Origin of the sequence: Pseudomonas sp. PDM19 (assembly GCF_014852215.1) — a bacterium.
GTDB lineage: Bacteria > Pseudomonadota > Gammaproteobacteria > Pseudomonadales > Pseudomonadaceae > Pseudomonas.
The window spans coordinates 1605274-1627553 of sequence record NZ_JACVBG010000001.1 but is presented as its reverse complement, the minus strand read 5'-3'; the positions used below and the strand labels follow the sequence as shown (position 1 = coordinate 1627553).

At 66.7% G+C, this 22280-nt stretch carries 19 protein-coding genes; 1 reads left to right on the top strand and 18 read right to left on the bottom strand.

What is annotated here, in order from left to right:
* From IB273_RS07165 to IB273_RS07080, 18 genes are all read right to left on the bottom strand, one after another.
* A complete protein-coding gene (locus tag IB273_RS07165; RefSeq protein WP_081518216.1) occupies positions 1 to 192 on the bottom strand; it encodes a hypothetical protein in 192 nt (63 codons plus the stop codon).
* On the bottom strand, positions 189 to 1340 hold the full coding sequence (locus tag IB273_RS07160; protein ID WP_151187348.1) for a PepSY-associated TM helix domain-containing protein: 1152 nt from the start codon (positions 1338 to 1340) through the stop codon (positions 189 to 191). The genes IB273_RS07165 and IB273_RS07160 overlap by 4 nt, the downstream gene beginning before the upstream one ends.
* Positions 1341 to 1358: 18 nt before the next feature.
* Complete coding sequence (locus IB273_RS07155) at positions 1359 to 3767, bottom strand: TonB-dependent receptor (RefSeq protein ID WP_225610087.1); 2409 nt, start codon at positions 3765 to 3767, stop codon at positions 1359 to 1361.
* A 124-nt stretch (positions 3768 to 3891) separates the two neighbouring features.
* Positions 3892 to 4830, bottom strand: coding sequence for a FecR domain-containing protein (locus IB273_RS07150; protein WP_192223661.1), 939 nt, complete (start codon positions 4828 to 4830; stop codon positions 3892 to 3894).
* Complete coding sequence (locus IB273_RS07145; protein ID WP_138216806.1) at positions 4827 to 5333, bottom strand: sigma-70 family RNA polymerase sigma factor; 507 nt, start codon at positions 5331 to 5333, stop codon at positions 4827 to 4829. The genes IB273_RS07150 and IB273_RS07145 overlap by 4 nt, the downstream gene beginning before the upstream one ends.
* Positions 5334 to 5426: 93 nt before the next feature.
* A complete protein-coding gene (locus IB273_RS07140) occupies positions 5427 to 6368 on the bottom strand; it encodes an aldo/keto reductase (protein ID WP_151189685.1) in 942 nt (313 codons plus the stop codon).
* Between the two features lie 10 nt (positions 6369 to 6378).
* Positions 6379 to 7995 carry a gamma-glutamyltransferase family protein gene (locus IB273_RS07135; RefSeq protein WP_192223660.1) on the bottom strand — a complete coding sequence of 539 codons (1617 nt, stop codon included), beginning with the start codon at positions 7993 to 7995 and terminating at the stop codon, positions 6379 to 6381.
* A gap of 18 nt (positions 7996 to 8013) precedes the next feature.
* Complete coding sequence (locus tag IB273_RS07130; protein WP_192223659.1) at positions 8014 to 9108, bottom strand: polyamine ABC transporter substrate-binding protein; 1095 nt, start codon at positions 9106 to 9108, stop codon at positions 8014 to 8016.
* Between the two features lie 18 nt (positions 9109 to 9126).
* Positions 9127 to 9906, bottom strand: coding sequence for an amino acid ABC transporter ATP-binding protein (locus IB273_RS07125; RefSeq protein ID WP_081518195.1), 780 nt, complete (start codon positions 9904 to 9906; stop codon positions 9127 to 9129).
* Position 9907: 1 nt separating this feature from the next.
* The gene (locus IB273_RS07120) at positions 9908 to 10675 is read right to left on the bottom strand and encodes an amino acid ABC transporter permease (protein ID WP_081518194.1); all 768 of its coding nucleotides are present in this window, start codon (positions 10673 to 10675) and stop codon (positions 9908 to 9910) included.
* Between the two features lie 11 nt (positions 10676 to 10686).
* Complete coding sequence (locus tag IB273_RS07115; protein ID WP_081518193.1) at positions 10687 to 11493, bottom strand: ABC transporter substrate-binding protein; 807 nt, start codon at positions 11491 to 11493, stop codon at positions 10687 to 10689.
* A 129-nt stretch (positions 11494 to 11622) separates the two neighbouring features.
* On the bottom strand, positions 11623 to 12288 hold the full coding sequence (locus IB273_RS07110) for a GntR family transcriptional regulator (protein WP_081518192.1): 666 nt from the start codon (positions 12286 to 12288) through the stop codon (positions 11623 to 11625).
* A gap of 340 nt (positions 12289 to 12628) precedes the next feature.
* Positions 12629 to 14602 carry a PhoX family protein gene (locus tag IB273_RS07105; RefSeq protein WP_192223658.1) on the bottom strand — a complete coding sequence of 658 codons (1974 nt, stop codon included), beginning with the start codon at positions 14600 to 14602 and terminating at the stop codon, positions 12629 to 12631.
* On the bottom strand, positions 14599 to 15357 hold the full coding sequence (locus IB273_RS07100; protein ID WP_318652468.1) for an energy transducer TonB: 759 nt from the start codon (positions 15355 to 15357) through the stop codon (positions 14599 to 14601). The genes IB273_RS07105 and IB273_RS07100 overlap by 4 nt, the downstream gene beginning before the upstream one ends.
* Complete coding sequence (gene tolR / locus IB273_RS07095; protein WP_017516969.1) at positions 15354 to 15791, bottom strand: protein TolR; 438 nt, start codon at positions 15789 to 15791, stop codon at positions 15354 to 15356. The genes IB273_RS07100 and tolR overlap by 4 nt, the downstream gene beginning before the upstream one ends.
* Before the next feature lie 13 nt (positions 15792 to 15804).
* Positions 15805 to 16509: a protein TolQ gene (gene tolQ / locus IB273_RS07090; RefSeq protein WP_151187332.1), complete on the bottom strand. Its 705-nt coding sequence runs from the start codon at positions 16507 to 16509 to the stop codon at positions 15805 to 15807.
* Positions 16510 to 16552: 43 nt separating this feature from the next.
* The gene (locus IB273_RS07085) at positions 16553 to 18436 is read right to left on the bottom strand and encodes a phytase (RefSeq protein ID WP_192223657.1); all 1884 of its coding nucleotides are present in this window, start codon (positions 18434 to 18436) and stop codon (positions 16553 to 16555) included.
* A 58-nt stretch (positions 18437 to 18494) separates the two neighbouring features.
* Entirely contained in the window at positions 18495 to 21008 is a 2514-nt protein-coding gene (locus IB273_RS07080) for a TonB-dependent receptor (RefSeq protein WP_192223656.1), read from the bottom strand.
* 348 nt (positions 21009 to 21356) lie between these two features.
* Between IB273_RS07080 and IB273_RS07075 the strand changes: the two genes are divergently transcribed.
* Positions 21357 to 22277, top strand: a complete 921-nt coding sequence (locus tag IB273_RS07075; RefSeq protein WP_151187326.1) for a GGDEF domain-containing protein — start codon at positions 21357 to 21359, stop codon at positions 22275 to 22277.
* The last annotated feature ends 3 nt before the right edge of the window (positions 22278 to 22280 follow it).

Sequence of the window (22280 nt, the reverse complement as noted above, 5' to 3'; positions counted from 1 at the left end):
TCAGCGTGGCTCCTTGGGACGACGGGGCATTCTCATCCATACAAAGACGATCAGCAGCAGCGGAACACCAAGGGAAATCCACGACAGCACGTCGAAAACCCCATCGCCGAGCAGCGCCGAGAGCAGCCCGAAGGTGCTCAGCACGGCCAGCGCGACGGGCCAGCGGAAGATCATCCAGAGTCCGCGTCTCATACCTTTACCTCCGTCGCCAGGCCGCCGGAGTTCAGTTCCGCGAGGCGTTTCTCTATGGGCGTACGGCGCCGGCCGAGCCACAGGTACAGGCCGCTGGCGAGGATGACGATGCTGACGATGTCCAGTAGTGCCCAGACGATCTTCAGCGGCATGCCGCCGTAATCGCCGAAGTGCAGCGGCTGGGACAGCAGGAGGGTCTTCACGTACAGCGGCATTTCGCGCATGTCGGTCAGCTCGCCGGTTTCGGCATCCACCAGCGCGGGCTTGAGCAGGCGTTCGGTCAGCGGGGTGTTGCCGCGCATGAATACGGCGTAGTGGTGCTGGCTGCTGAACTGCGTGCCGGGGAAGCCGACGAAGCTGGGCTTCATGTCCGGCGCCGCCTGGCGGGCGGTTTCGATGGCCTTGTGCAGCGAGCCGAGCTGTTCCAGCGCCGGCAAGTCCTTGTAGGGCGCGGTCATCTCGGCTAATTGGCCGCCTTGCCAGAGCATGAGGATCGGCAGCGCCAGGGTGTTGATCACTCCAGTGACGCCCACCACCAGCACCCAGGCAAGAGTGACGATACCCAGCACGTTGTGCAGGTCCAGCCACTTCAGCCGCGAGCTGCGCTGAGAGCGCACGGTGGCGAAGTCCAGCTTGCGCATGAAGGGCGTGTAGACCACCACGCCGGACACCAGCGAGGCCACCAGCAGCAGACCCATGAAACCCAGGAACAGGTAGCCGGGCAGGCCCATGAACAGGTCGGTATGCAGCTTGAGCATGATGTACATGAAGCCGCCTGGTGGTGGCAGCGGATCGAAGAACTCCCCGGTGCGCGCGTCGAACGGCTGGATGTGGCCATTCTCCGGCGGCGGCACCAGGGTCGGAGCAGTGAGGACCGCGCCCAGCGGATCGTCCTGCTCCCAGAACACGAAGCGCACCACTTCGCCGGGCCGCTTGGCCAGGGCGCGGGCCACCACGTCGTCGTAGTCGATCTTCGGCGACTGCTCGGTGAGCGGCTTGAGCTCCGGGTGTGGCTCGAAGTAGTGCTCGATTTCTTCGTGGAAGATCAGCGGCAGGCCCGTGAGGCAGAGCATCAGCAGGAATACCGTGGAGATCAGGCTGGTCCACTTGTGCACCAGGTACCAGGTGCGGAGGGCTTTGGCGGTCATCGTCAGGCTCTTTCTTCGTTAGAAGTCCACGCTCGCGGACAACTGCAGGGTGCGACCCTCGCCCAGGTACAGGTACCCGGCAGTGGAGGTACCCCAGTAGTCCTTGTCGAACACGTTATCCAGGTTGGCGCGCAACACTACCGGCTTGCCGAGAGTGTCGAAGCGGTAACGCGCGCCCAGGTCCAGGCGCCACCAGTCGGGGATGCTGAGGCTGTTGGCCTGGTCCACGTACTGCTCGTCGGTGTAGATCGTGCGGGCGGTGACGGTCAGGCCGGGCACCTGGGTGATGTCGTACTCGCCGCCGAGGTTCAGCTGCTTGCGCGGTACGCCGATGCCATCGTTGCCGTCGTACTGGCCGTCCTGGGTCTTGGTCAGCTTGGCCTGGGTATAGGACGCGCCGCCGAGCAGGCGCACGCCTTCGGTTACCTCGCCGAACAGGCTCAGTTCAAGGCCACGGTTGCGCTGTTCTCCGCCTCGGGTGAAGCGACCGTTGTCGTTGACGCTGTTCGGGCGCTTGATCTCGAACGCGGCCAGGGTCGCGCCGAAGGCGTCCCACTCGCCCTTGATGCCGACTTCCTTCTGCTTGGAGACATAGGGCGAGAGCATTTCGCCGGCGTTGATGCTGCCGATGGGGGCGGTTTCGCCCGGGCTCAGGCCCTCGATGTAATTGGCATAGAGCGAAATGTTTTCCCACGGTTTGACCACGATGCCGCCCATGGGCGTGGTCTCTTCCTCGTCGTAGCCGTCGCCCGCCGGGGTGCCGACGTTCATCTCGAAGTTCTGCGATTCCACGCGCTGCTTGCGCGCTCCGAGGGTCAGTTCGACGCGGCCGTCGAGGATCGACAAGGTGTCGGCCAGCGCATAGCTGGTGAGGGTCTGGGCTGTGTACTTCTGCACATTCTTCGGGTAGCCGTCCGTGCTCGGCGTGCCTTCGTAGACCGGGTTGTAGATATTCGACGCACGCGACGGGAAGGCGGTGTAGAGGAAGAAGATGTCCGAGTTCTGCACCACGCGGGTCGCGCCGAAGTTCAGCCGGTGCTCCACCGGTCCGGTGTTGAAGGTGCTGCGCAGGCCCGCCTCGGCAGAGTGCGAGCCAACGTCGTAGACCTGCCAGGCCGGGCTGGAAACGAAGTCACCGTCATTGCCCATGAGCACCGGGTTGCCGGCCAGCGCATCCATCTCGCTGCGACGGTCGCCATAGCCGGCGTAGCCGGTCAGCCAGTCAGTGAGGTCGTATTCGCCGCGCACCACCAGGGTCCGGTCGATCATTTCGGAATCGCCGTAGCCGGGGTAGTTCAGGTCGTTGTCCGGGGCGTGGGGAATCTTCGTCACACCGGGGCCGACGGAGAACTGGCGAACCACGTTGGTTATGTCTTCCCGCTGCCAGATGTAGTCGGCGGAAAGGCGCAGACGTTCGCCAGCGTAGTCCAGGCCAAGTGAGCCCAGGCCGTCTTCCAGTTCCTGTTTGTCGATGGTGGTGTCGCCATTGCGGTACACGCCGTTGAAGCGCACGCCGAACTCCTTGCTCTCACCGAAACGACGGCCGACGTCGACGTGGGTTCCGAACACCGAATCCGACAGGTAGTCCATGGTCACACGCGTCAGCGGCTCGTCGCCGGCGCGCTTGGTCACCAGATTCACCGCGCCACCGACGTTGCCGCTGGGAGGCATGCCGTTGAGCATGGTGCTCGGGCCCTTGACCACCTCCACGCGTTCGGCCATTTCCACCGGGACGCGGAAGAATGGCGCCAGGCCGTACATGCCGTTGAGCGCGACGTCGGCGCTGACCACCGGGAAGCCGCGCAGGGAGAAGTCCTCGTTGAGGTTGGTGCGCGCACTACCGATCTGCGCCGATGGCTCGTTGCTCAGTACATCGGCGACGCTGCGCGCTTGCTGGTCCTGGATAGTCTTCTCGGTGTAGCTGGTGATGCTGAAGGGCGCATCCATCAGGTCAGTGTTGCCCAGCAGACCGAGGCGTCCACCGCGCGCCACCTGGCCGCCGGCGTACTCGGCTGGCAGGTCTTCAGGGCCGGCGGCCTGGCCGGTGATCAGCGAAGGTTGCATCTGCAGGGCATCGGGGCTGGGCGAACGGACCAGGGTGAAAGTGCCGTCGCCGCGCTGCTCCAGCTCCAGGCCGCTGCCTTGCAGCAGCCGTTCCAGGGCGCTGCGGGTCGAGTAGTCGCCGCTCAGCCCAGGACTCTGCAGGCCGTCGGTCAGCGTCGGGTCGAAGGACAGATGCACGCCGGTCTCGGCGGCAAACGATGCCAGGGCGCGACCCAAGGGGCCGGGGGCGATGCTGTAGCTGCGCATTTCGCTGGCAGCCGGCGCTGCCGTCACCGGCGCTGCGACAGCAACCGCGAGGGAGAAAAGGGCGGTGCGTACCGCCAGGGAAAGCGAAGAGTGTTGGGCGTGTCTGCTGCTGGACATGGACGGGGTACCTTCGGGCCTCTGCGGGCTTCGTGTCGGGAGATGTTCCCCTGTTGCCAGTCGAGGTGAGAAAAAGTCTCACTTATTTTTGAAAATATTTTGCATCAACGCCCGGAACTTGTCTTCAGGCGGCTGAAAGGGTGATCCAGAAGTCCGTCATCCGGCGGATTCGTAAGGGGTAGGTGGACTGCAGCATCGACAGCGCAAGGTTGCTGTCCAGCAGGGGAAAAGCCCCGGATACCGCCAGATTTGCCACGGCGGGGGAGCAACGCAGCAGACCATGGCGGTAGCGACTCAGCTCGTCCAGCAACGTCTGCAGGGGCATGCGGTCGGCCATCAGCATGCCGTGGGTCCAGGCATCCGGGCTGGGGAATGGTGGGGCGGCGTTGATACTTCTCGCCGATAGCAGTACTGACTCCCCGGCGCCCAGCCATTGGCTGAGGCCCTGCAGCGGCGCCACTTCGACGCGACCGTGAAGGACGGAGACGCTGGTGGAGGTGTCGCCCTGACGCACGTTGAAGCGGGCCTCGCGGGTATTCACCCGGCCTTCGCGGGTTGTGACCAGAAATGGCCGGCTGTCCGCACGCGCATCGAGGAATATCTCCCCGCGCAGCAGACGCACCAGGCGCTGTGCCGGGGTGAAGGCGATGTCCACCGCGCTGTCGGTGTTGAGCGTCAGCAGGCTGCCATCGGGTAGCGGCAACTTGCGCAGCTCGCCGATCCCGGTGTGCTGGTCGGCGCTCCAGTCCTGCCAGGGCTGCGTCCGCCAGGCGGCCAGGCCGACCGGAGCGACGGCCAACAGCACGGCCAGTTGCTTGAGGGCGCGTCGGCGATCCAGCGTGCGTTCGCGGCCCAGTGTCGGCATCGCCAGCGCCGGAGGCAGGCTGCCAAGGTGGCCCAGCAGACGTTCGGCACGATCCCAGGCTCGCGCGTGTTGCGGGCTCTGGCGTTGCCAGTCGACGCAGGCGCGGCGGTTTTCCTCGCTGGCATCCTGCTGCAGGCGAACCAGCCAGTCCGCCGCCTCGTCGAGGATACGCGCGGCGATAGGCTCGGCGGTGCTCATTCCATCAGCTCCAGGCAATGGCGAAAGGCTTGCTGCATATAGCGCTTCACCGACCCCAGGGATACGCCAAGGCGCTCGGCGATGGCCTCGTACTTCAGCCCCTCGATCTGCGCCAGCAGGAAGGCCTGGCGCACAGGCTCGGGCAGGCGGGCGAGGAGGGCATCCACCTCGTGCAGGGTTTCCAGCACGAGGTAACGCTGCTCCGGCGAGGGCGCCAACTCTTCGGGCAGATTGGCGAGCGCTTCGAGGTAGGCACGTTCCAGCGACTGGCGCTGGAACCAATTGATCATCAGCCCCTTGGCCACCGTGGTGAGGTACGCGCGCGGCTCGCGGGCATCCAGCACCCGGCGTGAGCCGAGCAGGCGCGTGAAGGTGTCCTGGGCCAGGTCGGCGGCCTGTTCATGGCAGCCCAGGCGACGACGCAGCCAGCCTTGCAGCCAGCCGTGATGGTGCTGATAGAGCTCACTGACGGCGGCGTGGAGGGGAGCGTCGACCGAGGGCATGGCAGAACTTTTATCATTTGAGAATGCTTCTCATGATAAGGGTTGCTGCGCTCTGCTCACAAGCCCTCCTGAAGGAGGGCTCGCAGCAGCTCGTCAGCCCGCCCGGCTGGCGAGGTCGAGGGTGGCGAGTTGGGTGGCGGAAAGGCTCAGCAGGGTAGCCCGCACCAGACTGGTGAGCTGGCGTTCACTGGTGGCGCTGGCGATGGGAGCGGTGATGCCGGGCTGCTGGCGGAGCCAGGCGACGGCGATTTCGGCCGGCGACGACTGGGTTTCTTCGGCGACCTGGTCCAGCGCTGCGAGAATCTTCAACCCGCGGGCATCGAAGTAACCCTTCAGGTCTTCGCCACGAGCACTGCCAGTGAGGTCGCTGGTGCCACGGTACTTGCCGGTGAGGAAACCCGAGGCGAGGCTGAAGTAGGTCACCACGACGTTGCCGTGCTCGGCAGCGATGGCTGTGGTTTCCGTTTCGTGGCCCGCGCGGTCGTAGAGGTTGTACTGGACTTGCAGCGCGGAGTACGCGGGGAGGCCGGTGTTGCGCGAAGTTGCCTTGGCCGCCTCGAGTTGTTGCCGGCTGAAATTGGACGCACCGATGGCGCGTACCTTTCCAGAGGCGATCAAGTCTTCGTAGGTGCGCAGGGTTTCCTCGTGGGGCGTGCAGTCATCGGGGTAATGGCTGAAGTACAGATCGATGTAGTCGGTGTTCAGGCGCCGCAGGGAGTCTTCGACGCCCTGCAGGATCCTGCGGCGCGACAGCCCGCGCCGCTGTACCGAGAGTTCGGCGCCGACCTTGGTGCACAGCGTCACCTCGGTGCGGCGCCCCGGCTGGCTGGCGAGCCAGCGGCCGATGATGGCCTCCGACTCGCCGCCCTCGTGACCCGGCACCCAGACCGAGTACATATCCGCGGTGTCGATACTGCTCAGCCCCGCGTCGAACGCCGCGTCCAGCAGGCGTCGAGAAATGGCTTCGTCCACCGTCCAGCCGAACACGTTGCCGCCCAGTATCAGTGGCGAAAGGTTGAGGTCACGAGCGTGTATGGCTTTCTCCTCAGCACACGCCGATATGCGAATCCGCACGCGGTTCGGTGCCGCCGCAGAGCACGCCAGTCTGCGGATCGCGGACGATGATCTGCCCACGTCCGTAGTCGGTCAGGTCGCAGGCGATCTCGACGTCGTGGCCGCGACGCGCCAGGCCGAAGGCCAGGTCACGGTTGGCGTGCTGCTCGATGCCGACCTTCATGCCGCCCAGCCATTGCCAGCGCGGAGCATCCAGCGCGGCCTGGGGGTTGAGGCCGAAGTCCACCAGGTTCATCACCATCTGCACGTGGCCCTGGGGCTGCATGTAGCCACCCATGACGCCGAACGGGCCGACGGCCACGCCATCCTTGCTGAGGAAGCCGGGGATGATGGTGTGGAAGGTCTTCTTGCCCGGCGCCAGGGCGTTGGAGTGCGCCGGGTCGAGGCTGAACTCCGAGCCACGGTTCTGCAGGCCGATGCCGCTGTCAGGCAGCACCACGCCGGAGCCGAAGCCGTGGTAGGCGCTCTGGATGAACGAGACCATGTTGCCTTCGCCGTCGGCGGTGGCGATGTACACGGTGCCGCTGGAGTGTGGGTCGCCATGTCTGGGCTCGGCGGCCTGTTCGCCGATCTCGGCGCGGCGGCGCGCGGCGTAGTCGTCGGACAGCAGCGCGGCGGTGCTGACGCGCATGTGCTCGGCGTCGGTGATGTAGTGCAGGCCGTCGGCATAGGCCTTCTTCATCGCTTCGAGCTGGCGGTGCCAGGTGAGCTGGCTGTCGCGCTGGTCGAAGTCGTAGCCCTGAAGGATGTTCAGGGTCATCAGGGCGATCAGGCCCTGGCCGGCCGGCGGGATTTCCCAGACGTCATAGCCGCGGTAGTTGGTCTTGATCGGCTCGACCCACTTGGGCTTGTAGCCGGCCAGGTCAGCGGCGCTCAGCGCGCCACCGGTGGCGGCGGAGTGGGCGGCCAGGCGCTCGGCGATGGCGCCACGGTAGAAGCTTTCACACTTCGTCTCGGCCAGCTCGGCGAGGGTTTTCGCCTGGGCCGGGTTGCGGAACAGCTGGCCGGCGCGCGGTGCTTCGCCATTGACGGTGAAGGTCTCGAACCAGGTTTCCAGCGCGGGCACGACGGCGCGGCTTTGCTGGTATTCGCGGCGGGCGATTTCCCACTGGTGGGCGACCACCGGGGACACTGGGAAGCCATCGCGGGCCAGAGCGATGGCGGGCTGCAGCAGGTCGGCGAAAGGCAGCTTGCCGAAGCGCGCGGACAGTTCCGCCCAGGCCGAGGGAATGCCCGGCACGGTGACCGGCAGCCAGCCGTGTACGGGCATCTTGTCGAAGCCTGCGGCCTTGACCTTGTCGATGGAGAGGGAGGCGGGTGCGTGGCCGCTGGCGTCCAGGCCGTGCAGCTGGTCCTTGATCCAGACCAGGGCGAAGGCGTCGCCGCCGATGGCACAGCCGGTGGGCTCGACCACGGTCAGCGCGGCGGCGGTGGCGATGGCGGCGTCGATGGCGTTGCCGCCGGCACGCAGCATGGCGATGCCGGCCTCGGCAGCCAGGGGCTGCGAGGCGGCGACCATGCCGTTGCGGGCGAAGACGCTCTGGCGCTGGGAGGCGTAGGGATACTCGTGAGCGGAAAACTTAAGCATGGCAGGGCTCTTCGAAGGTCATTGGCCAGTCTTGATTCGGGTCCATTCGCGGGTGATCACGCGCTGGATTTTCGGCGGGAGGTCGGCGGAGACGTAGAGCTTCTCGATCACCGCGTCGCTGGGGTAGATGCCGGGGTTGTCACGCACTTTCGGGTCGAGCAGCGCGGTCGCTCCGGTATTGGGGTTGGCGTAGCCGACGTAGTCGCTGACCGGGGCGATCACTTCCGGGCGCAGCAGGTAGTTGACCAGCTCGTGGGCGCCCTTGGGGTTCTTCGAGTCGCGCGGGATGGCGAGCATGTCGAACCACAGGTTGGCGCCTTCCTTGGGGATCACGTAGCGCACGTCGATCTTCTTGCCGGCTTCCTGGGCGCGGGTCTGCGCCTGCATCACGTCGCCCGAGTAGCCGACCGCCACGCAGATGTCGCCGTTGGCGAGGTCGGTGGTGTACTTGGAGGAGTTGAAGTAGGTGATCGACGGGGCGAGCTTCTGCAGCAGGGCGGAGGCCTTGGTGTAGTCGTCCGGGTTGGTGCTGTTCGGGTTCAGACCGAGGTAGTGCAGCGCCTGCGGGATGATCTTCACTGGCGCGTCGAGGAAGGCGACGCCGCAACCGTGCAGCTTGGCCAGGTTCTCCGGCTTGAAGATCAGATCCCAGGAATCCAGCGGGGCGCTATCGCCCAGTGCGGCCTTGACCTTGTCGTAGTTGTAGCCGATGCCGACGGTGCCCCACATGTAGGGCACGGCGTACTGGTTGCCCGGGTCGGCGGCTTCCAGGCGCTTCATCAGGCGCGGGTCGAGGTTCTTCCAGTTGGGCAGCTGCGAGCGATCAAGCTTCTGGTAGACGCCGGCGTTGATCTGCTTGGTGAGGAACTGGCTGGACGGCACCACCAGGTCGTAGCCCGAGTGGCCGGAGAGCAGCTTGGCTTCGAGCATCTCGTTGGTGTCGAAGACGTCGTACTGGACCTTGACGCCGGTGTCCTTCTCGAAGTTCTTCAGAGTGTCCGGGCCCATGTAGTCGGACCAGTTGTAGAAGCGCACCAGCTTGTCGTCGGCCTGCGCGGCGGTGGCGCAGGCGAGGAGGGTCAGAGTGCTGGCGAAGAGAACGCGTTTACGCATGACTTGTCCTTTTGATCTTCAAAGTACGCGACTGAGGAATTCCCGCGTGCGCGGGTGGTGCGGATTGCCGAAGACCTGCGCGGGCGGGCCTTCCTCGATGAGTTCACCCTGGTGCAGCACCACCACGCGGTCTGCCACTTCGCGGGCGAAGCCCATCTCGTGGGTGACGACGACCATGGTCATGCCTTCGTCGGCCAGCTCCTTCATGACCTGCAGGACCTCGCCGACGGTTTCCGGGTCGAGGGCGCTGGTGGGTTCGTCGAAGAGCATGGCCTGGGGCTTCATCGCCAGTGCGCGGGCGATGGCCACGCGCTGCTGCTGGCCGCCGGAAAGCTGGCCGGGGTAGTGCTCGGCCTTGTCCGACAGGCGCACCCGCGCCAGCAGCCGGCGGGCCTGGTCCAGCGCCTCGCCCCGGGGTACGCCGAGCACCTGGGTCGGCGCTTCGATGATGTTCTCCAGCACGGTCATGTGCGGGAACAGGTTGAAGCGCTGGAACACCATGCCGATGTCGCGGCGGCGGCGGGCGATGTTGCTTTCCGAGTCGCGCACCAGCTTGCCGTCCGGGCGTTCGCGGTAGCCCATCAGCTCGCCGTTGACGCGGATGCTGCCGCCCTGGATGTCTTCCAGGTGGTTCATGCAGCGGATGAAGGTGGTCTTGCCCGAGCCCGAGGCGCCGATCAGCACCACCACTTCGCCACGGCGCACCTCCAGGGACACGCCTTTGAGAATTTCCAGCTCGCCGAAGGCCTTGTGTACGTCGCGGGCCTGGATCACCACGTCTTTCATGTCCGGGATCATCTCAACGTCCCCTCAGCAGTTTCATCGCCTGCCGGCCGAACATGCGGTTCGGTGCGGCAGTGTGGCCGTCGGATTTGCCGAAGCGCACTTCCAGCCAGCGCTGGAAGAAGCCCCACAGGGTGGTCAGGGCGAGGAAGTAGATCGCCACGACGAGGTACAGCTCGAACACGCGGAAGGTTGCCGAAGTGACCATCTGGGTGCTCAGCAGCAGTTCCTGCACGCCGATCACGCTGACCAGCGTGGTGTTCTTCAGCATCACGTTGAACTCGTTGCCCAGCGGCGGAACGATCACGCGGAAGGCCTGCGGCAGCACGATGCGGCGCATCAGCTTGGGGAAGGTCATCCCCAGGGATTTGCCGGCCTCGTACTGGCCCTTGTCCACCGCGCCGATGCCGGCGCGGATGATCTCGGCCATGTACGCGCCTTCGTTGAGCCCCAGGGCGATGATCGCCGCCTGGATGTTGCCCGGCAGGATGAACAGCCCCAGGTCAAGGTCCTCGAAGCGGAAGATCCCGCCGGCGGCCAGCGCGGTGTAGAGGAAGACGATCTGCACCAGCAGCGGCGTGCCGCGCATCAGCCACACGTAGAAGCGCACCGGGTATTGCAGCAGCGGGTTGGACGACAGGCGCATCAGCGCCGCCAGCAGCCCGAGCACGCAGCCCAGGACCATCGCGCTGACGGCGATCACGCAGGTCAGCCAGAGGCCGTAGAGGTAGATGTCGCTCGGCCGCAGCAGGTATTGCCAGAACACGTCCCAACTGAAGTTCATGTCTCGTTACCTCAGTCCAGTTTGTCGCCTTCGATGTGCCACTTGGCCAGCAGCGCGGCGTAGCTGCCGTCGGCCTGCATGTCCTTGATGATCTGCGTGACGGCCTCGCTGAGCTGCTTGTCGTCCTTGCGGATGCCCAGGCCGGTGAGGATGCGCGCGAAGGCCGGCACGCCGATCTCGAACAGGTCCGGCGCCATGCTCTGGTAGTAGCCGGCGGTTTCCACGGTGGTGCCGTAGGCGTCGGTCTGGCGGATGCGCAGGGACTGGAAGGCATCGGTGTCGGTGTTGTAGACCACCACCTTCATCGGCGGCTTGCCGGCCTTGGCCAGCTTCTCGTTGTGGGCGTCGAGCAGGGTGCGGATGGTTGAACCGTTGAGCACCGCGACCTTCTTGCCGGAGAGGTCGTCCAGCGTGCGGATACCCTCGGGGTTGCCCTTGGCGACCACCACGGCCTGGCTGGAGTACATGTAGTTGACCATGTCGATCACTTCGCGCCGTTCGGGCTTGTCGAACAGCTGATCCACCAGCATGTCGCACTGGCCGGCCAGCAGCGCCGGGATCAGCCCGGAGAAGGGCGTGATGCGCCAGTCGATCTTCTTGTCGCCCAGTCGTTTGGCGATGGCTTCGCCCAGGTCGATGGTGACCCCGGTGAGCTTCTGGTTCGAGTCATAGAAACCCATGGGCGGGGAGTCCATGCCGCCGCAGAAGGTCACCTTGCTGGCGTTCTGCAAGCGGTCGGGAATCTTCACATCGGCGTGCGCCAGCGGGGCGGCCAGGCAAAGGGCGAGAAGGCACTGCGGGATCCTGCGTTCGAACATGTTGAGCTCCGGGGTGGGGTTGCCAGGGGCAGTTCAGGGACACAGAAGTACGGGTCTAGGCGCCCGTTGCTTCGATTCGCTTCTTCGTGGATTGCGTTTGGGTGGATTGCGCGTGGGTGGCACGCGCTTTCAGGTGGCTTGAGCCTCCAGAAACTTCGCCAGCGAGGGAATCGTCCCCTCGATGTGGTCGCAGATCACCCGCTCGGCTTCGCGGGCATCGCCCGAGCGCAGGGCGTCGAGGATCACGGTGTGTTCCTCGCGGGCGCTCATGGGCTTGTCGACGTGCTGCAGCCACAGGCGCATGTGCGGCTCGATCACCGAATAAAGCGCGGTGATCTGGCGCAGCAGGCGCGGGCGCCCGGCGAGGCTGCAGAGGTATTCGTGGAAGGCGCGATGACGGCTGACCCACTCGGCGCTGTCGTCGCGGTAGTCGTCCATCTCGTCGAGCATGCGCTCCAGACGGGACAGGTCGCGGTCGGTCAGTTGCGGCACGGCGATGCGGATGGCCAGGCCTTCCAGGGCGCTGCGCATCTCGAAGACTTCGCGCATCTCTTCGATGTTCAGGCCACTGACGATGGCGCCGCGATTGGGGCGCAGGGTCACCAGGCCCTCGGCGTCCAGGCGCTTGAAGGCGCCGCGCACGGGCATCCGGCTCATGCCGATCTCGCTGGCGATATCTTCGGCCACCAGGCGGTCGCCGGTCTTGTAGCGGCCGGTGCAGATAGCCTGGAGGAGGTAGTCGTAGGCCTCGTCTTCGGCGCTCATCGGTGGGCGGGCAGCGGGTACCAGGCGCATGGGGTGTTCCTCGTGGATTTTTGGATCCAATTATCCATGCATGCAATTAAGCAGTTGCCATGCCAAAGACGGCGAAACGATTGGAAGTGGGCGGGGTAGAGCGGTGCGCGCAGGAAACCGGCGTAGGAGGCGCGACGGGGAAAGGGGGCGAAACGGTAACGGATGGGGTGATTCGTGCGCGTTCACGGTGCGCATCGGTAACGTTGTGGTGCGTGTTTAGACGGTGCAGGAGCGGGTCGTGCGTGCGACCAGCTGCGCGCCAGGTCGGTCAGGCAGGCGCGCAGTTGGCTCCGGCCTGCCGGCCGGTTCGCGGGCAGGGCCCGCTCCTGCAGGGGACCGATCAGGTACCGATCACACCGCCATCATCCTTGGTGATCACCAGCGTCGTGGAACGCGGGATGCTCTTGCCGTCGCTGGCCGGGAAGCTCAGCGTCGGATGCTGGATGTTCACCCACAGCGTCTTGCCGTCCGGGGTCTGGGTGATGCCGGTCAGCTCGCAGCCGCGCGGGCCGACCAGGAAGCGCCGCACCTCGCGGCTGTGCGGGTCGGCGCAGAGCAACTGGTTGCAGCCCATGGCCTGCATCGCCGGGACGTCATCGTCGTAGTCGGTTTCGATCCACAGGCGCCCGGCGGTGTCGAAGTACAGGCCGTCCGGCGAGGAGAAGATGTCGCCGTTGATGGTGCCGATCAGGTTCTCCGGCGCGCTGGCGCCCTGGTGCTCGCCGGCCAGCAGGAAGATTTCCCACTGGAAGCGGGTGGCGGTCGGATCGCCGCCGGCTTCGTTCCAGCGCAGGATCTGCCCGTGCAGGTTCTCCTTGCGCGGGTTGGCGGCGTCCACCGGCTGCTTCTTGCCGCGGGCATCGTTGTTGGTAAGGCTGACGTAGACCTCGCGGGTGGTCTGCTGCACGGCGACCCACTCGGGGCGGTCCATCGGCGTGGCGCCCAGCTTGTCGGCGGCGGCGCGGGCGTTGACCAGCACCTCGGCCTGGCTGGCGAAGCCGTTCTCGGCGCTCAGGCCATTCTGCCCGTGCACCAGCGGCAGCCACTGGCCGCTGCCATCGGCATTGAAGCGGGCGACGTAGAGGGTGCCTTCGTCCAGCAGGTCGACGTTCGCTGCACGGTTGTTCGCGTCGTACTTTCCGGCCGGGACGAACTTGTAGACGTACTCGCCCTTGGTGTCGTCGCCGTAATAGAACGCCATGCGGTTGTCGGCGCCCAGCGAGAGGGTCGAACACTCGCGGCAGAAACGGCCGACGGCGGTGCGTTTCTTCGGCGTGGAGGTCGGGTCGAACGGGTCGATCTCCACCACCCAGCCGAAGCGGTTCGGTTCGTTGACATGGCCGCCATGGGGCTGGTCGGCCTTGGGCGTGGCGTCGAAGCGCGCATCCACCGCTTCCCAGGCGTAGTAGTTGCTGAACTGGCCGTTGGACAGGCCGTAGCGCTTGTGCGAGACACGCTTGGCGTAGTCGTCCTTGTCGCGGTTGACGAAGTACTGGTGCCAGTTCTCTTCGCAGGCCAGGTAGGTGCCCCAGGGCGTGACGCCCATGGAGCAGTTGTTCAGGGTGCCGAGCACCTGTTTGGCCTCGGGGTCGCTCGCGGTGCGCAGCAGGTCGTGGCCGGCCAGCGGGCCGGACAGGTCCAGTGGCGAGCTGCCGGTGATGCGACGGTTGTAGCTCGAGCCCTCGACGCGTTGCCACTGACCGCCGGCGTCCTTCTTCACCTCGATGACGCTCAGGCCGTGGGCGGCGATTTCCTTGCGTACCTCGCCTTCCGGGCGGCCGCGCGAACCATCGGGGCGGTCCTCGAAGGTCTGGCCTTTGGGGTGCAGCGTCGGGTTGATGTACTCGTGGTTGATGACCAGCAGGCCGTGGTTGTCCGGCGCATCGGGGAAGGGGAAGTAGTGCATGCCGTCATGGTTGTCGCCGGCCTGCAGTTCCTGGGCTTTCCAGTCCTCGCTGGCATCGCCTTTCCAGGCCGGCGAGCCGCTCACCACGGCGTCGCCCCAGGAGAAGAACGGGCGAGCCGTGTAACCGTCAGCGACGATAACGCGGTCGAACTTCGGGTCCTGCTGCACCGGCACGCCCTTGAAGCCCAGCAGCGCGGTGGGCACCGGGGCGTCGGCGGCGAACAGCGAGCGGCCGGGGAACAGGCCGCCGCCGAGGAAGCCGACGGCGCCCAGCACCAGGCTGTTCTTCAGCAGGCGGCGGCGCGAGGCGTCGATGATCTCGCTCATCGGCAGGTTGCCGGAGGGGTTGATCGACTCATCGTCGAAGGCGGAAAGATGGGCGTGGAAATCGGTCGGCTCGGCACTCATCGGGAGGTTTCCTGGATCCGGTAATGGAAGGTGTTGCGCACGTTGGCCACGGCGACGGCCTGGCCGTCGATTACCCGTGGCTGGTAGCGGAAGCGGGTGGCGGCCTGCAGCGACGGGCGCTCGAACACGCTGTGGCTGCAGGCGCCGGGGACCACGCGCGGGTCGCGCACCGAACCGTTGGGGGCGACGGTGTATTCCACCGTGCAGTCGCCTTCCAGATGGCGGTCGAGGGCGCTGTCCGGGTAGGTCGGAGCCTTCTTCACCAGTGGCTGGTAGTTCTGCGCGGCGCGGGCGGCCTCGGCGGCGGCTGCCTGCTGTGCGGCGAGCTGGCGGTCGTGTTCGGCGCGGGCCCGTTGCTCGGCTTGCTGGCGTGAGCGTTGCTCCTGTTCCTGGCGTTGCTGCTCGGCGATGCGCTGCTGCTCCTGGCGCCGTTCCTCGCGCTGGCGCTCTTCGCGTTCACGCTGCTCGGCCTTGCGCCGGGTCAGTTGGGCGACGTCAGGTTGCGGCGTCGGACGCGGCGCCTCGACCTGTGGCGGGGGCGGTGTAGCGGGCTCGGGCGGTTGCACCACGGGGGGCGGCGCTGGCGCGATGGGCGCGGGGCTCGGCAGGCTGACCAGCGCGGTACGCATCACCTTCGGCGCCGGGGTAGCCGGCGCCGACGGGTGGAAACCGATGTACAGGCCGGCCAGCGCGAGCGCGTGCAGCCCGACGCTGATGGCGGCAGGCAGGGCGCGGCGGGTGATCCTGGGGTTCACGATTGCGGCGCCTCGGTGATCAGTCCGACATCGCTGACGCCGCCGCGCTGCAGGGCGGCCATGGCGGCGATCACCCGACCGTAGTCCACCGCCTGGTCGGCACGGATCAGCACCTGGGTGTCGGCGCCCAGGCGGGTGAGCTTGGCGGTCAGCTCGTCCAGGTTGCCGGCGGCGTCGGTGCGCTGTTCGGTATCCACCTGGCTGCCCAGGTACCAGTGGTAGCCGCCGTCGGCCTGCACCGTGAGCGTCAGCACCGGGCGCTCGGTCTCGCTGGGTAACGCCTCGCTGGCCACCTTGGGCAGTTCCACCTTCAGGCCCTGCTGGATCATCGGGGCGGTGACCATGAAGATCACCAGCAGCACCAGCATGACGTCGATGTAGGGCACTACGTTCATTTCCGCCTTGGGCGCGTGCTTGCTGCGTATGCGTCGCATGGCCGGCCTCCGGTCAGGCCGCCGCGGCCAGCGCCGGGGCGGCGTGGATGCGGCGGTTGAGCTGGGCCTGCAGCTGTTCGGCGAAGGCGCAGTAGCGGCCCAGCAGCTGGTCGGAACTGGCAGCGAAGCGGTTGTACGCCATGACTGCCGGGATTGCTGCGAACAGGCCGACGGCGGTGGCGACCAGGGCTTCGGCGATGCCCGGCGCGACGGTGGAGAGGGTGGCTTGCTGCACGCCGGAGAGGCCGATGAAGGCGTTCATGATCCCCCAGACGGTGCCGAACAGGCCGATGTACGGGCTGGTGGAGCCGACCGTGGCAAGGAACGGCAGGCCGCGCTGCAAGCGTTCCTCCTCCTGGGCGATGACCACGCGCATGGCACGCTCGCTGCCTTCGATCAGCAGCGCGGGATCGATGCCCGGCTCGTCACGCAGGTGCAGGAACTCCTGGTAACCGGCATGGAAGATACGCTCGACGCCGGCGTCCTCGCCGGGTTCGGTGGTTTCCCGGAACAGCCGCTGCAGGTCGCCGCTGGCCCGCCAGCGCGCTTCGAAGGCGCGCAGGCGACGGCGGGCGCCGCCCAGCAGCAGGCTGCGCTGGACGATCACGTACCAGCTCGCCAGCGAGGCAGCCAGGAGGATCAGCAGCACGGCCTGGGCGAGCGGGCTGGCGGCTTCGACCAGTGCCCAGATGCTGGTGTGTTCGAGAGTGGCTTGCATGGTGGTCTCCCGGTGAGGCTCCCCGTCACGGGGAGCCTGGTGGTCAGTCGAGGTTGAGGGCGCGGGCGATGTCCGCCCACGGCACGTACTTGAAGTTCTGCGTGCCTTCGGGCAGGCGCTTGCGGCCGTCCTGCACCACCAGCATCCCCTGGCCGAACGCGCCGCCCAGGTTGGCCGAGGTGACTTCGATACCGTCGGTTTCCGAGGTGCCGTCGATGCCGGCAGCGGCGTTCAGGCCGATGCGGAAGGCACCACGAACGCGGTAGGGCGCGGCGGCGTCGAGCACCAGGTAGCTGTCGTTGCCCTGGCTGGAAACCAGCAGGTAGCTGGCCTTGGCGCCGTGGTAGAGGGCCAGGCCCTCGACGTCGTCGCGAAGCAGGTCGCCCACGGCCAGTACCTGTTCCGGCTCGGCCTTGGCGTCCGGCTCTGCCCCGAGGGTCCAGACCGCCACGTCTTCTTCGCCGAGGAACAGCCGCTGGTTGCGGTCATCGGCGACGCAGCCTTCGGGCTGGCTGGCGACGCGGAATTCGCGCAGCAGCTCGCCTTTCACCTGGCCGCCGGGAGCGCTCAGCCGGTACTGCTGGAAGCGTCCGTCCTTGTCATTGACGAAGGCCTGGATGTCGCCGTCGCGGGGCGCGTACAGGCACAGACCGTAGACTTCCTCCAGCGGCGTTGGCACGCGGCCGATCTCGCGTACCTTGCCGTCTGCCGGCTCGATGACGAACAGGGTCAGGCTGTTGTCGCTGCGGTTGCTCGCCACCGCCAGGTCGACGCGGCGATTGCCGAGCCGGAAGCCGTGGCGCACGTCGACGTTGTTCACCAGCCCGGCAGCCAGGCTCTGCAACTGGCGACCCTGGAGGTCAAAGACCAGCAGGCCTTCCTGCTTGTTGGTGCCCAGTACGCGGCTGAGTTTCGGGTTCTTCGCGCTGACCCAGATCGCCGGGTCATCGGCGGCGTCGCCATGGCGCTGCACGCTCTGCGTCTGCACCGCCGGCATCACCTCGGGTAGCGTGCGGGGCGCTTCCGCGCGTGCGGGCAGGGCAGGGACTTCGGCGTGGTAGTAGTGCCCGCTGGCGTCGTCCTGCAGGACGATGCGCAGCGTGCCGGCCTGTTCGGTGGCCGCGAGTTGTTCGGCTTTCTTCGGGCCGTTCAGTGCGATCGCGCCGAGGTTCTCCCAACCGTCGCCCTGACGCACGTAGCGCTGCAGGGCAGGGCCCTTGTCCAGCGCGAGCACGCCGCCGGACACCACCGCCAGTCCGCTGACCGATCCGGCGAGCCTGCCATAGGGCGCGCTCAGGTCCACCGGCAGGCGGCTGCCGTCTGCCTCCGGGTTGGCACCATAGGCCCAGAGGCCGATGCCCGATTCGTCGACGTACAGGGTGCCGTCGCTGTCGTCGGCGCGGCACAGCTCGGCGCTCGGCGGCAGGGCCAGGCGACGCACCTTTCGTGCCTCGCGCTCGAGCTTCTGGCCGTGGCCGACCAGCCACTGCTCGCCCTGGCCGTTCTCGCCGACCAGGAACAGGTAGAGGTTGGCGCTGGCGTCACGGTAGAGGCACTGGCCGTTGACCGCGAAGTCCGGGCTCGGCAGGCGCAGCGCAGCACCCCAGTGGCCGTCGCCGGCCAACGGCTGCAACAGCGGCTGCTGGCGTTCCCGGTCGAAGGTGGCGAGCAGGCTGCCGTCGCCCCAGGGGCGCTGGTCGAGGAAGTCGTAGCGGCCGGCGAGGCGACCGCGTTCGCTGCCTGCCTCGTCCAGCAGCAGGAGACCGTCGCGCTTGCTGGCGACGACGCTGCCGGCGCCGGGCAGCAGGGCGATGGCCTGGGCCTTGGCACGGGTCGGCCAGGGTTGCAGGGCGACGGATTCGGCGCAGGCGTAGCCGGCCAGCAGCAGGCTGGCGAGTAGCGGAGTCAGGGAGTAGCGGCGTTTCATGGAAGGCGTCTGTCCTTGTGGTGCTGCGCGGACGCCGGCGGACCGGCGTGCGCGGTCCTCAGAAGTGGGTGAGGGTCAGGCCGACGGTGTAGGTCGGGCCGTACTCTTCGTACTGGTAGTTGTAGCGACGGTGGCCGCTGTAGATGTAGTAGGGCTCGTCGCCGAGGTTTTCGGCGTTGAAGAACACCTGCAGGTTGTCGGTCAGCGAGTAGCGCGCGCTGAAGTCGATCTGCGTCTGGTCGTCGACGCGACTGTCGTAGCGCTTGTCGCTGACGTTGCCGACCTCGTAGAGGTAATCGGACTTGTAGTTGGCGGTCAGGCGCAGGCTCAGGCGGTCCTTCTCGTAGCCGATGAGCAGGTTGCCAGTGACGTCGGACTGGCTGGGCAGGTCGATGTTGCGCTTGTTGCCGTCGGCATCGGCGATTTCGGCGCGCGAGCGGCTGAAGGTGGCGTTGGCTCCCAGCAGCAGGCCGTCCCAGGGGGCGGGGAGCATGACCATTTTCTGCGACCAGGCCAGTTCCAGGCCGTAGACCTTGGCCTTGTCGCCGTTGGCGAAAGTGGCCGCCTCGTCGAAGTCCACCCAGGCGCCGCTGCCGGCGAGGTCGGTGTTGTAGACGAAGTTCTTGATGTCCTTGTAGAACAGCGACGCCGAAACCACGCTAGCGCGGCCCAGGTAACGCTCGATGGCCAGGTCCAGGTTGTGCGAGCGCAGGGCGGCGAGGTCGGGGTTGCCGAACTCGGCTTCGTCGCCGTCGATGGCATAGCCGGGCGCGAGTTGCTCGAAGGTCGGGCGCACCACGGTGTTGGTCCAGGCCGCACGGATCTGCGTCTGGTCGTCCAACTGGTAACGGGCGTGCAGCCCCGGCAGCCAGTGGTGGTAGTCGCGCTTGCGCTCGATGGCCTGGTAGTCGCCGTTGTCGATGCCGGTGCCGCTGGCCTCGAAGTGCGTGCCCTCGTAGCGCAGGCCGGCGATGAAGCGCCAGTCGCCGACGTCCACGGTGTTCATGAAGTAGCCGGCATCGATGTCTTCGTGCATGCGGAAGTCATTGATGGTGGAGGCCTCCTCGTCGTAGTACTGCGACGCGTCCAGCCCGCCGATGAGGTGCTTGATGGCGTCGGCGGAGATGCCCTGGCCAAACTTCTGCAGGCGGTAGTGAACGGTGCCGTCCAGCGCATTGGAGAGGTTCAGCTGGTCATCGCTCAGGCCCGCGTCGGCGAGGTCTTCGTACTTCCAGACGTCCTCGTCGTTGTCCTTGGTGCGTCGGCTGAGCTTGCCGCCGAACTTGAAGGTCGACGCGTTGCCGGCCAGGTCGTAGTCGCGGGCCAGGTCCAGGCGCAGGTTCTTCTCGCGGTCGGAGGTGTAGGACTTGCCCCACTCGACCTTGTCCAGGCTGAAGCGGGTCGGGTCGTAGAAGGCCGAGTCGATGTTCAGGCGGGGCTTCTCACTGTCATACCAGCCACTGTCCATGTCGCCGCCGCTGTAGACGGCCGGGTCGATGTGGCCGGGACTGTCCTCGTCGGACTTGCTCCAGCCGACCTGGCCGCTGAAGGTCCAGTCGCCGCGCCGCTGTTCGCCGCCGAAGACATAGGACTGGATGGTCTGGGTCTCCTCGCGGCTCTTCAAGCGCCGCTCGACTTCCGCTTCGCCGCTTTCGCCTTCGGCCAGGGCATCCTCGAAGTCGATCTTGGTGGACTGCCGGGTTTCCTCGTCCTTGAACTCGCTGTAGAGGGTGCGCAACCAGAGCTTGCTGTCGTCGTCCGGGCGGTAGTCGAAGTTCAGCGCGCCGCCGCTGCGTTCACGCTGGATGTCGTAGTCGCGTTGCTCCAGGCTGTTGAGCCGGGCGCCGTCGTCGAAGTCCCAGTCGCCGCCGGTCTCGACGTTGTCCGATCCGAACTTGCGCTTCTGCCAGCTGAGCGCGGCGGCCACGCCGAAGTTGTCGGTGCCGTCGCCCAGGCTGAAGCGCTGGCTGGCGGCGCCGGAGTATTTCGGGCTGAAGCGGTTGGTGTTCTCGTCGTAGCTGGTCTGTGCGGTGCCGCTGAAGAACAGGCCGTCATGGTCGAAGGCGGAGAGGCTTTCCACCTCGATGGTGCCGCCCAGGGAGTTGGCGTCCATGTCCGGGGTCAGGGTCTTGACCACCGACAGTGACTGGATCAGTTCGCTGGGCAGCACGTCCAGCGCCACGGCGCGGCGACCGGCCTCGGGCGAGGGCACCAGGGTGCCGTTTATGGTGACGGCATTGAGGTCGGGGCCCAGGCCGCGAACCCGCACGAAGCGGCCTTCGCCCTGGTCGCGCTCGACGGACGTCCCCGGTACGCGCTGCAGGGCTTCGGCGGCGTTGCTGTCGGGCAGCTGGCCGATGCTGTCGGCATGCACCACGCTCTCCACGCTGTCGGAGCGGCGCTGCTGACGCAGGGCCTTGTCCAGGCTGTCGGCCTGGCCGTACACGGTGACGCTTTCGCCGGCCTCGGTGGTTTCCTCGGCCCAGCCTGACGGCGTGGCGGCAATCGCCAGCGCCAGGGCGCTGACCTTGAACAGCGGACGCAGCGTCCGCGGCAATTGCTGATCGATCACGGCATTTCCCCTTGTGCCTGTTCCCCCGACCGGGGCGATTGGGCCCGGTCAACTGGGGAGCGGAAGCTAGGCAGCGGGAATGACGGTTACGTGACAGCGATCGGCTGCAGGCCGCGAAATACAGGGGTTTCAGCGTTGCAGGGTGCGTTTCTGAGCCCAATTGACCCGGTGCGTTCGGCTCAGCCCCGGCGGCAGGGCGCAGGGCTTGGTGCGGGGAGCGGCGGCACAGAACTTTTTCGCAGGATGGGGACGGTTTCGAGTGAGCCGATTGCACCCTCGGCGCTGTCATCAAAGCATCACGGGGACCTGTTTGGCTGGCGTCCGTCACTCGTTGCGGATACCGCTCCCATGTCCAACCTGCTCAAGCTGCACCGCCTGAAACTGATCGCACTGGTCGTGCTCGCCAACATCGGCCTGGTGCTCTACCTCGCAGCCGGGCACATCAAGACCTGGGACCGGATCGACTGGCTCGACGTGGTGGGCGAGGGCGGTTCGGCGCTGCTGGCCTTCTGCTGGGTCTGCCTGGTGCTCGCGCACCGGCCGGCCGGGCGGGTCACCACGTTGCTGGCGGTGGGCCTGGGGGCGGTGTTCTTCTCCATGTGGATGGATGCCCTCGACGAATTCATCCAGCTGCCTGCGGAGATTTCCTGGGACCACTGGCTCGAATCGGTGCCGATGCCCATCGGCCTGCTGCTGATCACGCTCGGCCTGTACCACTGGAGCAAGGAGCAGAAAGCCCTCGGCCAGCAGCTGAGCAAGCGCGAGCGGCTGTTCCGCGAGCACCTCCACCACGACCGCCTGACCCCGCTCAACGGCGCCGCCTACCTGCGCCGGCAGATCGAGCTGGAGCAGCGTCGCTCCGGCGAGGAGCAGCAGGCGTTCTCCCTGGTGCTGGTGGACCTGGACGACTTCGCACCCTTCAACCGCAACCATGGCCACGCCGAGGGCGACCGCGTGCTGCAGGCGGTGAGTCAGTTGCTGTTGCTCAACCTGCGCCACTGCGACCTGTTGTGCCGGCTGGCGGGTGATCGTTTCGTTGCCCTCCTGCCCGGCACCGGCGAGGCCCAGGCCTGGCGCATCGCCGGGGAGCTGGAGAACGCCGTGCGCTACTACGCGCACAAGAGCGTGCCCCAGGGCGAGAGCCTCGTCCTCAGCGCCACTGCGGTGGCCTGCATGGCGCGCGACGAATCGTCGGACAGCCTGCTGGAGCGGCTGAGCCTGTCCATGGCGCGCGCCAAGTCACGGCCGCGCCTGGCTCGCAGCGCCTGAGGC